Origin of the sequence: Acinetobacter sp. 3657 (assembly GCF_031456775.1) — a bacterium.
Taxonomy (GTDB): Bacteria; Pseudomonadota; Gammaproteobacteria; order Pseudomonadales; family Moraxellaceae; genus Acinetobacter.
In genome coordinates this window covers 56,758-69,886 of sequence record NZ_JAVDVH010000007.1, presented here as the reverse complement: position 1 = coordinate 69,886, position 13,129 = coordinate 56,758, and the positions used below count along the sequence as shown (strand labels likewise).

Sequence of the window (13,129 nt, the reverse complement as noted above, 5' to 3'; positions counted from 1 at the left end):
TTTATTAGATATACCGTTAAGCTCGATTCACAACGTTGTTGACGCTTTGTTGTAATTCTCTCTTTTCTAGTTTATTCAACAACATACCAAATAAAGCGGCCATGATATACATGAATATTGAGTAGATTGCGGCAGGCATCGCAGCCATTGAACTTGCCATCACCGTAAGTGCAATTGTTAATGCTAATGTCCCGTTGTGAATACCGATTTCAAAGGCACAAGCCTTGGCTTGAAAGCGGTTAATACCAAACAAACGTGGTACAAAATAGCCCACTGCTAAACTACAAATACAGAAAACAAAGGTTGCGCCACCGACTTGACCGATATAAGTCATCAGCTTTTGATAGTCTTTAGCGATCGCCAAGGTGACAATAAACAGTAAAAATACGATTGCAAAAATACGCACGGGTTTATGCAGTTTCTCTGAGAGGTTTGGCGCAAGATGACGGATAAACATCCCAATAATGACAGGCACCAAGATCAATGCAAACACTTGAACAATCTTGGAAAATTGTAAACCCACCTCTTGGGAACTGGTCATAAAATGTTGCAATGTAAAGTTTACAATCAACGGCAATGTAAAGGCAGCAATGATTGAATTTACCGCAGTCAACGTCACATTGAGTGCCACATCGCCTTTAAATAAATAGCTATACAAGTTTGCTGTAGGGCCACCCGGTGATGCAGCAAGCAACATGAGCCCCACAGAAATCATCGGTGGTAAAACAAAGATTTTACAAATCATAAATGCGATACCCACCAAAACAATCAATTGGCAGAATAAAGCAATAAATACAGCCTTCGGGTGCTGGCGAACACGTTTAAAATCATTCGGTGTAAGTTCTAAGCCAAGACCAACCATCACAATGGCAAGTGCCATCGGCAAAAATACGGTAATTAATACTGAATCCATGAGCGAAATTCCATTCATTAAAATAATAGTTAAGGCATTTTATTTAAAATTTATAACCAATCTTGAGGCCATACCCAATCGAATGATTGTCCTTAAATTCTGAAACATAGTAATCACTGCCCGCCTGTGCACCGAGCTGACCTTTGGCATCTCCTAACCAAAAGTACTTCATACCACCAGAAATAAAATACTGTGGGGTTGGGCTGTATTGCGCACCCAGCCCGATGTTGTAATATCCCTTAGACGGCCCACCTGTTGAGACTTTCTCTCCAGCCCCAGAGTCCCAGCCCACGGAAGCTGAACCAAACAATTTTGGAGACAAGCGCTGTCCAATGCCAAGGCTTCCAGACCATTGATCTTCAAAATAATGCACTAGACCAAAACCTTCAGGGCTACTTGGGGTGGCCAACACACCAATCGCTTTAGAAATCTCTCCAAAACGATAAGGTTGGTACTTAAAACCACGCCAATGTACCCAACGGACATTACCAAATAACAAAGTTCCCGGGCGCAAACCTGTTTGGAAATCAAAATTGACTGAATCTGGGGATCTAAACTTGGTTGTGCCTGAGTTTTTAGTTTCAGGCAAATCATCAAAAGCTTCATTCAATTGTGCTTTTTTCTCTTGCGTCATCATTCCCATCGATATCAAATGATCTAAATGTTGATCAACAAAATCCCGTCCTTGGGTTGTATTTAACATATCAATGATGGGCGCATTCTCAGTTGCATTGACTTTATGAACAATCGCAGAACGATAGGTTAAAGAGGTTTTGATGGCTTTTTCTGGAATTTGATAGGCAAAACCAGCAAGCCAGCCCCAATCGCCAATGATATCGGTATGCGCGTCATAACCGTTATAAAGGCTATATACATCGCCCCTTAACTCAACACGACTTTTAAAGGTTTGGTAGGTCGGACCTGCATAAAAATTCCAGTTTTTATTTGGTTGATAACCAAAGATAAGACTTAAATTTTGCATATTAAATCTGGCATTAGAGTTGCCCGTTGGAATCTTGCCACCCGTTGCTTCAGTAAATTTGGTGGTGGTCATCCCCGGTATCACGCTATCATTCGCTGACGCAACAAAACTATTTTTGCCTGAATATTCAGTATCAGAACCAAAGGGCTGGTCATAGAGCAGGCCAAAAGAAAATTCTGGCGAAAGCTGTAATTTTAATGCGGTAGATGGACGATAATCTGTATGTGCAATATCAGACATCGCGTCACGAGTTTTATTTAATCCAGCTTCCTGACCTTGCAGTGATGTATCGGATACTGTAAAGCCAGCTTCATAATAATTGCCTGCTTGAAGAAATGGGGCAATCGATTGTCCTGTCCGATCAAAAGCTGCGGCATGTAGTGAACTGGTACACAGTAAAGCGATGGCGGTCGCCAGTGCTTTTTTATTCATCATATGATTCATTGATCCATCCTGGATTTTTCTTTTCATCTATTACTTTATTTATATTTATATCTAAGCGCTTAACTCCAAACGCCAAATAGTTGTCTGCTGATGCCAATCTCCTTTTAATTCAATCCAATATATCGCAGAGATAAAAATGGAGGCAAAGGAGCAACTCGAGAAATAACAAAAGTACATATAGAACAGGCTTAAAAAAGCCAACCATGCACAGATTGCGTTGGTTGGCTTAGAGTAAATTTGAATTATTGATTCTTATAAAAAAGATAGTAGCTCGCATAACACGCGATAATAAATAAGATACAGCAGACAAAACCCACTTGCATCGAAGGATCAGTCACCATACTGATACACGTGATCGTACAAAACACGCCACCTAAAATTGGTGTCAATGGAAACAATGGTGCAGCAAACTTAAGATCTTTTACTGTTTTACCTGATTTAATCCATTGGCGACGGAAATTGAACTGACTAATACAAATCGTAATCCACACCACCACCATGGTAAATGCGGCGACACCTAACAGATTTTTGAAAATGGTTTCAGGTGCAAAATGTTCTGATAACAATCCCGGAATTGCGCCAAACATGGTCACTACAATTGCAATAATCGGTGTACCTGAAGCAGTCAAGGTAGAGAATACTTTAGGCAACTGTTTTTTGATTGAAAGCGACCACATCATTCGAGAGGCTGCAAACAACCCTGAGTTAGCCGCTGAAAGTAATGCAGTAATGATCACAAAACGGATAATATCTTCTGCGTATGGAATACCAATATAATTAAACACCGTGACAAATGGACTGTTACTGATGCCACTTGCGTTAAGCCCTGCCATTTCATAAGGAAGTAAAGCACAAATCACCACAATGGTACCGACAAAGAAAATCAATAAGCGCCAAATGGCGGCATTAATGGCTTTAGGTACCGTTTTTGCTGGATTCTCTGCTTCACCCGCCGCAACCCCGATCAGCTCTGTGCCTGAGAAGGCAAAGTTCACAATCAACATGGTGGCAAAAATCGGGAAGATTCCTTGCGGAAACCAACCGTGCTCAGTGAGCTTGCTAAATAATGGCGCTGATTCATGTCCTTGATAAGGAATAAATCCAAAGATCGCCACAACACCTACAGCAATAAAACAGATAATCGCAATAACTTTTACCAACGACAACCAGAACTCTGACTCAGCAAAAAGCCGTGTGGAACTAATATTCAGTGTAAAAACTAAGCCCGCAAATAAAAGTGTCCATGTCCACATCGAAACCGAAGGAAACCACTCCTGCATCAATAATGCAGCAGCAGTAAACTCTGTGCCGAGTGTTGCCGTCCATGTCAACCAATACAACCATGTCACCATATAACCTGTACCGGGTCCAATATAGGTTCTCGCGTATTCACCAAAAGAACCAGAGACAGGCATATGTACTGCTAACTCACCGAGGCACAGCATCACCATGTATGCAATCATCCCACCAAGTAAGTAAGCTAAAATTGCGCCTACTGGACCTGCCTGAGAAATGACATCTCCCGAACCTAAAAATAACCCTGTTCCAATCGCACCACCCAATGAAAGCATGACGATATGACGCTTAGTCATGGCACGTTTTAAGGGCTGACCGACCACGACTTCTGATGAAGAAATATTTGATGGGTTGGATGAGTCTTGCTCGGGCACATACTGCCCACCCAAGACATCTCCCGATAGAAATGTCTTTTCATTATTGTTACTCATACACGATCACTCCAACGATATTCTTATGACAACCTGTCCTTGCTGTTTCAATTTCTTACACTGCTATATCCAACGGATATGTTCTTTGCTGCATTTTGTTTTCACTGATCGTGCATATTCAAACTCCATTTACGTCCATTCCTTATCAGCATCCAAGCGATTTCTAAGGACTCAATCCTATTCAATTTCTTTTAAAATCAGCCCCGCCCTCAATCCAGTTTTGACCTTTGGATTTGGAAATAAAATCCACACCTGTTGGTCATGAATCACCGTATTTCCAGCGTGTTGAATTGCAATCAATTCGCCTTTCTCAAACCGAGAAAAATTCGGCGCATCTGCATTTAACTTGAGTTGAAAGTCTTCACTTTGCTTTAAAATCGAATCCACCACTTTAAATTGGCGGATGCTTGGCTTCTGCCGCACAGGCAATGCCTGACCTGAAAGCACTGCACGTAATACCTGATCAATCGCGGCAAATTCCGATAGCTCATTTTGACCAAAGGGTTTGGCCTTACCTAACTCCAAAGTGCTACTGGCTGCCTGAAAAGTTTCAGCGGTGAAGTGAGTAAAGGTTTTACCTGCTGCATTGTGATAGACCAAGGCATCAAGGTCAGCCGCATTGAGACTTTGAATCAAGAAGTCATCGTAAGCTTGGAGTTGATAGGGGAATAAGGCGAAAACTGGCAATAAAGAACTACGAATTGCAGTATGTAAATCATAATGATAACGCGCAGCATCAGGCTGACTTTGAGTAAAAAACTGCGCTGTCATCTGCTCTAGTTGTGCTGCTCGATGCGTTTCTTGATCTTGTGTAAGATGCTGATATTCCCCACAAAACATGCGGTTCATATCATTTTCAAGATAACGAACACCTTGGCGAATCGCTTCAGGATTGCCCAATACAAACAGTACCCGAGCCTCTAAAGTGAGGCGTTGGGTAAATAGGTCTTTGATGATGTTTGCGAGCAACTCGATCGGTGCAGTTTCATTGCCATGAATCCCAGCAGACAACACCATAGTCTTGCTATAGCTTGATTTTGGTGTGCATTGCAAAAGCCCTTCAGCAAGCCACTGCCATGTAAAGCCTGCTGTCTCACCCTGAGTTTGCTCAGGTGTTCGCTGTTCTAAGGTCAGTGTCAATAAATCAAGCATGTACTTTCATTTCCTTATCTAAATCTCCCCTTACCCCTCTTTGTAAAGAGGGGAAAACTCAAAGGAAAGATTTTTATTCCTATACTTCTATTTATCTTTGAAAGTGATAAACCGAACCTAATGCTAATATTTTGGTCAATTCATCTAACGCAGTACGGCTCTCGATCAATAAACTTGGGTCTGCCAAGTCATCCTGAGTCAACTCATCACGATAATGCTGATCGACCCACTGATTCAGGGTTTTAAACAAAGCATCATTCATAAATAAGTTCGGATTCACGGCAGCTAACTCAGCCTCATTGACTGCAACACGTAACCGTAAACATGCAGGTCCACCGCCATTGCGCATACTTTCACGCAAATCAAAAACTTTAAGATCATCAATCGGCGTACCCATCTGAATCATGTCATTCAAATAGCTCCACACTGCTTTGTTCTGACGCGACTCCTCTGGTACAACGATACTCATGCCACCATCTGCACGCGTCAAAATTTGACTATTGAACAAGTAAGTCGCGACAGCATCCTCAACCGTGACACGATTTTCGGGTACTTCAATCGAAATGAACGCTTGCTCAATCCCTGCCATTTTTTGACGAATTGCATTCAATGCTTCGGCTTGATTTAAAAAAGCCTGTTCATGATGAAATAGCACCTGTTGATTACTTACGGCAATGACATCGTTATGAAACACGCCTTTATCAATCACCTCAGGATTTTGCTGAATGAATACCGTGCGTTTTGCATCTAGACGATGTAAACGCGCGATTGCTTCACTAGCTTCACGAGTTTGACGAGCAGGGAATTTTTGTGGTGCAACCACACCGCCGAATTGTTGCTGCCCATACACAAAAACTTGCACACCCTTTTGGTCATACCCACCACCCAAACGATTATGGTTGGCCGCACCCTCATCGCCAAACAAAGCAGCTTCTGGCAATGCTTCATGATGCGTGAAATATACATCATTATTGAACATCGCTTGAAGGATACGTGTGGTCGTATGATGCTCAATTGATCGATGGAACTTATTATTTAAATTAGCGGCGGTAAAATGTACACGCCCATCAGCACTATCCGCAGATGGAGAAACCGTACACGCATTTGCGGTCCACATCGATGATGCAGAACTTAAGGATGACAATAACGCAGGTGCAGTGCGCATCGCCTGTGTAATAACCTCAATATCGCTACCAGTAAAACCGAGACGGCGTAAGGTGGGTACATGTGGACGTTCTTGTGGCGCAAACACTCCTTGCTTAAGCCCTAAATCTGCAAGGGCTTTCATTTTCATCAAGCCTTGCTTGGCGGCTAATTTAGGGTTTGAGGCATTATTACGATTTTTAGTCGACGCAACATTACCAAAGGATAAACCTGCATAATGGTGAGTTGGCCCAACTAAACCATCAAAATTGATTTCATAACCTGACATTTTTTTCTCCATATCGTCACGGCACGATTTAACTTAGAGCACAATGCCCGGTGATAATTTGGAAGGAAGTGTGACGCTGCCACTTTCCATAGATGCCATTGGCCACGCGCTATAATCAGCGGCATAGAATGCACTGGCACGATGGTTTCCAGATGCACCAACACCACCAAAAGGTGCTGCACTTGATGCGCCGGTTAGTGGTTTATTCCAGTTCACGATACCTGCACGCGCTTCAATCAGCACACGCTCAAATAACTGACGTTGTGGTGAGACCAAACCTACAGCCAAACCAAAACGAGTGTTATTGGCAATGTTTAAAGCCTCATCAAAATCGTGATAACGATAGATAGTGGTGAGCGGACCAAAGTATTCATCATCAGGAATGTCAGCGACATCGCTGACCTCTAAAATACCTGCTGTCAGTAATGAGTTCTCGGCTTGTGGACGTGTCATTTCCAAGAGTGGTTTTGCACCTAGAGCCATCAATTTGCTTTGCGCTGCTAACATCTGTTCAGCGGCATGAGCAGAAATCACACCGCCCATGAACGGTTGCGGTTCAGCATTCCATGCACCCACCACCAAGTTTTTCGCCACTTCGACAAAACGCTGAATAAAGGCATCACCATTGGCACCTTGCTTGACAATGATACGTCTAGCACAAGTACAGCGTTGACCCGCGGAGACAAATGCAGACTGAATCGCTAAATTAACTACTGCATCAATATCACTTGCTTCATCGATAATGAGGGCATTGTTGCCCCCCATTTCCAAAGCAAGGATTTTCTCAGGTGCGCCAGCCATTTGTTTATGTAGGTGATAGCCAGTGTTGGCACTGCCTGTAAACAGCAAACCGTCAATTTGCTCAGCAGCAGCTAAGGCTTCGCCAGTGTGACGTCCGCCTTGTACAACATTAAGTACACCTTTTGGTAGACCCGCCTGTTGCCATAATTTTGCGGTTTCTTCTGCTGTCCAAGGTGTAAGTTCACTTGGTTTAAACACCACTGTATTCCCAGCAATCAATGCAGGAACGATATGACCATTAGGCAAGTGTCCCGGGAAGTTATATGGACCAAATACTGCCAAAACGCCATGCGGACGATGGCGCAATGAAGCAACGCCATCAGGCATTTCTGTTTCGCTAAAACCAGTTCGTTGATGATAGGCGCGAATTGAAATCGCCACTTTGCCAATCATCGCTTGAACTTCGGTCAAGGTTTCCCAAAGTGGTTTACTGGTTTCTTGGCTAATCACTTCTGCCAATTGATTTTTATTTTGCTCAAGTAAAGCTGCAAAACGTTCAACAACAGCAATACGTTGTTCTAAGGCCAAACGTGCCCATGCTGGAAATGCTTGGCGTGCGGCATTACATGCTTGCTCAACATCCGCAGTGCTGGCTTCGTTCCCTGCCCAGATTGTTTGATTGGTAACAGGATCCGTTTTGCTCAAAGTGCTACCGTGTCCTTGTACCCAAGCGCCATCAATGAGTAATGCACCTTGTGTCATTTTTGATTCTCCATATTTTCTAATGCTAAAACGCGCACTTGATCTTGTTGTTGCACATTGAGTGCCTGTGCCTGTGTTGCGGTCATCAGCAAAGTATCGTCTTCGGATATATGGTTGTTGATGAGCAACACGCAATAATCTTGGTATTGGTCATTTGCGACCAAATAGTGAATATCTGCCGTCTCTATCTGTTCGGCAATTTTGACCGTCAATACACGGCTATGTTTGACTGCACGTAGATCAGCAATATTGGCTTCTAGCGTTGGACCTGCATCGAAAATATCGACATAACCTTGATATTTAAGCCCTTCAGACATCAATACTTTTGCAGCAGGAAGCGTATGTGGATGCATTTCAGCAATCACTGTTTGCGCCTCTTGTGGAAGTAAATCGACATAGACAGGGAATCGTGGCATCAACTCAGCAATGAAAACCTTTTGCCCAACGCCACTTAAATAATCAGCAGCAGCAAAATCCATATTAAAAAAGTGATAGCCCAATGCATTCCAAAATGGTGAATAGCCATTTTGATCTGAAAAGCCACGCATCTCGGCAATCAATCTTTCTTCAAAATACGACCGAAACGCCGCAATAAATAGAAAACGAACCTTAGATAAAAATTTTCCGTTTTGATTTTTACGATAGTCAGGATCAAGGAACAGGGTACAAAGCTCACTGCAACCGGTATGATCATTACTTAAAAATAAAGTCTCTAAAGTTTTATACACATTTAAAGTTTTAGAGGCATGTACCTGTTTAGCAACACGAAAATTATAGAAAGGTTCATTTAAACCTACTGCAACTTCAATCGCACTGACACCTACAATTTTGTGAATGCTGGTGTCTTCAAGCACAAACAAATAGCTCGCATCGCCCTTTTCGGCTAAACCCGCTAAAGTATGCGTGGTGCGGCTAATCCGCTCCGCCAAGATCGCTTTATTTTGCGGCAAGGAGGTCAGACCAATGCCAGACTCTCCTGCTCGTTGCGCTAAACGATAAATATCATCTAAGTCCCGATGCGCTGCATGTCTAACAATCATCATGGTTAGATGCTCACTAAAGATTTAGAGGCGTGCTAAAGCACGAGCAAAACGATTTAGACCTTCATCAATATCATGTTGTGGGATAATCAATGAAGGGGTAAAACGCACCACGTCAGCACCTGCAACCAAGGATAAAAGGCCTTCTTCACCCGCTAAAGTGACGATATTTTTGGCTTTACCTGCATATTCATCTTTGAGTACACAACCAATCAGTAAGCCCTGCCCACGAATTTCTTTGAACAGATTAAATTCAGCATTGATTTTATTTAAAGCATCAACAAAGTACTGATGACGCTGTTTGACCCCATCTAAAACTTCAGGCGTATTGATAAATCCAAATACCGCTGCGGCTACCGCAGATGCCAATGGATTGCCACCATAAGTTGTGCCATGATCGCCCACCGCAAACATGTTGGCGTATTTATCCGTGGTGATCATTGCACCAATAGGGAAACCACCTCCGAGTGCTTTTGCTGTGGTCAAAATATCTGGTGTAACACCTGTATTCATATAAGCGTAGAGCGAACCTGTACGCCCCACACCTGTTTGTACTTCATCAAAAATCAGCACTGCGCCTTTTTCATCACACAGCGCGCGTAAACCTTTTAAGAACTCAAGATCAGCAGGAACAACCCCACCCTCACCTTGGATCGGTTCAACAATCACCGCGCAAGTATCATCAGTGATGACAGCTTTTGCAGCCTCTAAATCATTGAATGCGGTATGTTCAATACCTTCAGGCAGTGGCGCAAAATCTTGAGAATATTTCGGTTGGCCACCAGCAGTCACAGTAAATAAAGTACGACCATGAAAGGCATTTTTAAATGCAACGATATGATTCTTTTTTGGGTTGCCGCTTAATAGACCGACTTTACGCGCCAGTTTTAACGCAGCTTCATTGGCTTCTGCACCAGAGTTACAGAAAAATACTTTGTCTGCAAAAGTACTATCGACCAATTGCTTGGCAAGACCCAATACAGGTTCATTGGTATAACCATTACCAATATGCCAAAGCTTTTGCGCTTGTTCTGTCAGCGCATTGACTGCAACTGGATGGGCATGACCTAGCGCATTGACTGCAATTCCACCTGCAAAATCAATATATTCTTTTTCATTTTGATCCCACAGACGAGAGCCTTCACCACGCACTAAAATGAAATTTGCTGGCGCAAAAACGGGAACCATCCAATCATTAAAATTGCTACGTGTAATCGCGACATTGCTCATTTTATTTACTCACTTCCTGTTTGATCGTCGGGCTGTTTAAATATCAATCTATTTCAATATTTCACAGCCCAGTTTTAAACTGATATACAAATTTATCCAGGGAAAATACCGCGTTCTTTACGCGCTTTTAAAATACGTTCGCACGCCAAGATATACGCAGCAGTACGCAGGCTACATGCTTTATGCTGGGCAATTTCCCAAACATCTGCCGTCGCTTGAATCATTAATTTGTCGAGACGTTCATTGATCTCATCTTCTGTCCAGAAGTAACTCGCCATATCTTGAACCCATTCAAAATAACTGACGGTCACACCACCAGCGTTACAAATTACATCTGGGACAACAACGATATTTCGATCAATAAAGACATCGTCTGCCTCTGGATACGTAGGGCCATTGGCGCCTTCAAGTACGATTTTGGCCTTTAATTTTTGCGCACGTTCAACGGTAATCTGACCTTCTAATGCCGCAGGAATCAGAATATCCATATCGACATCCCAAAATGCTTCATCTGCAATCACTGTGGCATCGGCATAACCCATCACGCCACCCTGTTCTGTAACATGGTTTTGCAATGCTTTTACGTTTAGCCCTTCAGCATTAAAAATTGTGCCTGTATGGTCTTGTACACAAACCACTTTTGCACCTGCATGACTAAACAAATATGCGGCTTCGTTACCTACATTACCAAAACCCTGAACCGCAACTTTACTGCCTTCGACAACCAGATTGATTTTTTTGGCGACTTCTAAGCCAGTAACGAATACTCCACGACCTGTTGCACGAACACGCCCCAACGAACCACCTAAATGTACAGGTTTACCTGTTACTACGCCGGTTACAGTATGACCTTTGATACTTGAGTAGGTATCCATCATCCAACCCATAATATCGGCATTTGTACCCACATCTGGTGCAGGAATATCAATTTGAGGACCGATAATTGGGCTGATTTCGCTGGTAAAACGACGGGTTAAACGCTCTAATTCACGTGATGAAAGTTCTTTAGGATTGACACGGATACCACCTTTGGCACCACCAAATGGCAGATTGAGTACGGCAGTTTTGATGGTCATCCAAGCAGATAATGCCATGACTTCATTCAATTCAACATCATGATGATAGCGGATACCGCCTTTACCCGGACCACGCGACAAGTTGTGCTGTACGCGGTAACCCTCAAAATGACGGATACTTCCATCATCCATCACAATTGGAACATCCACGATTAAAGTACGTTTTGGGCGTTTTAGCGTATTCACAAAATTGCTGAGGTCTGCATCTAAATATGGTGTCACTCGATCAATTTGAGTGAGATAAGTTTGCCAAGCACCGCTATTTTGATCCGTATATGATAAAGACATCATCTGTTCCTTAATTAATCAATTATCCCTGTTATCTACAGATTCCCTTTTTATTCAGGGTCTCCTTTTCACCCCATCCTCCCTGATCCACATTCAGCTTCATAAAATTGAGTGAAATGTTTGGGGCTTCGTATAATCATTATTATTAAGAATCAAAATGATTCATAAAATTTGTTTTTATGACTAAAATGAATTATTTTTTAGCAATCTGCTCATAGTAAATATCAAAATGAACAATATTGATCATATTCTCTTAGGATTACTGAAAGACAATGCACGGATGTCGATTACAGATTTGGCTGCCAAGACACGCGTATCGAGGGCAACTGTACAGAAGCGTATTGAATACATGGAATCGACTGGTGTTATTACTGGATATACGGTGCGTTTCCGCCCAAATGCAGAAAAAAATATCATTCGAGCATGGATGAGCATTATGGTTGAAGGAACCAAAGCGCAGGCCGTCATTCGAGAATTACGCTTAGAATCTGCGGTGGAGCGCCTGCATACCACCAATGGGAAATGGGATATTTTGGTGGAATTACAATCAGATAGTTTAGAGAATTTTGATAAAGCTTTGGAAAGGATCCGAAATATTTCAGGGATCTATAATAGTGAGACCAGTATTTTGTTATCGACTTATAAAATTTAAAGCCCTCTTATACTCACTTCCTGACTCCAAGTGGAGTTAGGTTGTTTGTGAATATGCCAGCATAGTTGATGAATAGATTTCATTAATGGCTGATTCTGGCGATCCCATGTTTCTAGCTCACAATAGGCAATATGAATCCCTTTAGGATGAAACTCTCTTGATAATGACTGTGACAATGCCCGAATACTCGCAAACATACTTTGAGCGAGAAGATCAGCATTTGATATTATTTTATTTTGCATACCAAGGAAAATGAATGTGCCTTTTCTCTGTGCAAGCATATGCTTAATCATTATTTGTGAAATACTGACCGCACTTAGCCCTGTGTTTTTCCACTGTAACTCAACCTGTTGAATAGAAAGCATATCTTCTTCATTTAACACTTTAAAACTGGGTTGAAATATACAAAGTTCAATGTGATGTGCTTGCTGTCGAATGTGCTGCATCAAGTTTTTTAATGCAACAGGATTGACTAAATTTAAATAGATCGTCGTAAGTTCTGGATTCTGACATTCTATGTGTATTGAAGTATGTTTAGCATCATTCAAGACTTGATAAACATGTAACTTTTTTTGCTTACGCTGTTCCACACAAACATGGCTAAGATGATGTATTTCATCACCAACCACAACGATACAGCCCTGTGCTTCTAAGTCTTGGCGAAAGAAGTAATTAAAGATCCTTTTCATC

The 13,129-nt window shown here is 42.2% G+C and carries 11 protein-coding genes; 1 reads left to right on the top strand and 10 read right to left on the bottom strand.

Features of this window, described 5'->3' with window-relative positions; all coding sequences use genetic code 11:
* Window positions 1–16 precede the first annotated feature (16 nt).
* The 9 genes from J2Y37_RS09705 to J2Y37_RS09665 form a co-directional block, all read right to left on the bottom strand.
* On the bottom strand, window positions 17–913 hold the full coding sequence (locus J2Y37_RS09705; protein WP_349032670.1) for a bile acid:sodium symporter family protein: 897 nt from the start codon (window positions 911–913) through the stop codon (window positions 17–19).
* Between the two features lie 43 nt (window positions 914–956).
* The gene (locus J2Y37_RS09700) at window positions 957–2,339 is read right to left on the bottom strand and encodes an outer membrane protein transport protein (protein ID WP_349032669.1); all 1,383 of its coding nucleotides are present in this window, start codon (window positions 2,337–2,339) and stop codon (window positions 957–959) included.
* A 242-nt stretch (window positions 2,340–2,581) separates the two neighbouring features.
* A complete protein-coding gene (locus tag J2Y37_RS09695; protein WP_004670281.1) occupies window positions 2,582–4,066 on the bottom strand; it encodes an amino acid permease in 1,485 nt (494 codons plus the stop codon).
* 177 nt (window positions 4,067–4,243) lie between these two features.
* Window positions 4,244–5,218 (bottom strand): succinylglutamate desuccinylase, encoded by a 975-nt coding sequence (gene astE, locus J2Y37_RS09690; RefSeq protein WP_349032668.1) that lies wholly within the window; start codon window positions 5,216–5,218, stop codon window positions 4,244–4,246.
* 91 nt (window positions 5,219–5,309) lie between these two features.
* Window positions 5,310–6,650, bottom strand: coding sequence for an N-succinylarginine dihydrolase (astB, locus tag J2Y37_RS09685; protein ID WP_005197952.1), 1,341 nt, complete (start codon window positions 6,648–6,650; stop codon window positions 5,310–5,312).
* A 33-nt stretch (window positions 6,651–6,683) separates the two neighbouring features.
* Window positions 6,684–8,153, bottom strand: coding sequence for a succinylglutamate-semialdehyde dehydrogenase (astD, locus tag J2Y37_RS09680; protein WP_349032667.1), 1,470 nt, complete (start codon window positions 8,151–8,153; stop codon window positions 6,684–6,686).
* Window positions 8,150–9,196, bottom strand: coding sequence for an arginine N-succinyltransferase (gene astA / locus J2Y37_RS09675; protein WP_349032666.1), 1,047 nt, complete (start codon window positions 9,194–9,196; stop codon window positions 8,150–8,152). The genes astD and astA overlap by 4 nt, the downstream gene beginning before the upstream one ends.
* Window positions 9,197–9,217: 21 nt before the next feature.
* Window positions 9,218–10,423 (bottom strand): aspartate aminotransferase family protein, encoded by a 1,206-nt coding sequence (locus J2Y37_RS09670; protein WP_349032665.1) that lies wholly within the window; start codon window positions 10,421–10,423, stop codon window positions 9,218–9,220.
* 92 nt (window positions 10,424–10,515) lie between these two features.
* Window positions 10,516–11,790 (bottom strand): Glu/Leu/Phe/Val dehydrogenase, encoded by a 1,275-nt coding sequence (locus J2Y37_RS09665; protein ID WP_349032664.1) that lies wholly within the window; start codon window positions 11,788–11,790, stop codon window positions 10,516–10,518.
* Window positions 11,791–12,016: 226 nt separating this feature from the next.
* Here J2Y37_RS09665 and J2Y37_RS09660 point away from each other — a divergent pair, with 226 nt between their 5' ends.
* Window positions 12,017–12,439, top strand: coding sequence for an Lrp/AsnC family transcriptional regulator (locus J2Y37_RS09660; protein ID WP_004670267.1), 423 nt, complete (start codon window positions 12,017–12,019; stop codon window positions 12,437–12,439).
* Here J2Y37_RS09660 and J2Y37_RS09655 read toward each other — a convergent pair.
* Window positions 12,436–13,128, bottom strand: coding sequence for a hypothetical protein (locus J2Y37_RS09655; protein ID WP_349032663.1), 693 nt, complete (start codon window positions 13,126–13,128; stop codon window positions 12,436–12,438). The two genes, J2Y37_RS09660 and J2Y37_RS09655, sit on opposite strands and share 4 nt — an antisense overlap.
* Window position 13,129: the final 1 nt, after the last annotated feature.

Coding starts and splice junctions, on each gene's coding strand:
- J2Y37_RS09700 (WP_349032669.1), bottom strand. CDS start 2,339: ATGAATCATATGATGAATAAAAAAGCACTGGCGACCGCCATCGCTTTA.
- J2Y37_RS09705 (WP_349032670.1), bottom strand. CDS start 913: ATGGATTCAGTATTAATTACCGTATTTTTGCCGATGGCACTTGCCATT.
- J2Y37_RS09665 (WP_349032664.1), bottom strand. CDS start 11,790: ATGATGTCTTTATCATATACGGATCAAAATAGCGGTGCTTGGCAAACT.
- astA (WP_349032666.1), bottom strand. CDS start 9,196: ATGATGATTGTTAGACATGCAGCGCATCGGGACTTAGATGATATTTAT.
- J2Y37_RS09695 (WP_004670281.1), bottom strand. CDS start 4,066: ATGAGTAACAATAATGAAAAGACATTTCTATCGGGAGATGTCTTGGGT.
- J2Y37_RS09670 (WP_349032665.1), bottom strand. CDS start 10,423: ATGAGCAATGTCGCGATTACACGTAGCAATTTTAATGATTGGATGGTT.
- astD (WP_349032667.1), bottom strand. CDS start 8,153: ATGACACAAGGTGCATTACTCATTGATGGCGCTTGGGTACAAGGACAC.
- astB (WP_005197952.1), bottom strand. CDS start 6,650: ATGTCAGGTTATGAAATCAATTTTGATGGTTTAGTTGGGCCAACTCAC.
- J2Y37_RS09655 (WP_349032663.1), bottom strand. CDS start 13,128: ATGAAAAGGATCTTTAATTACTTCTTTCGCCAAGACTTAGAAGCACAG.
- astE (WP_349032668.1), bottom strand. CDS start 5,218: ATGCTTGATTTATTGACACTGACCTTAGAACAGCGAACACCTGAGCAA.
- J2Y37_RS09660 (WP_004670267.1), top strand. CDS start 12,017: ATGAACAATATTGATCATATTCTCTTAGGATTACTGAAAGACAATGCA.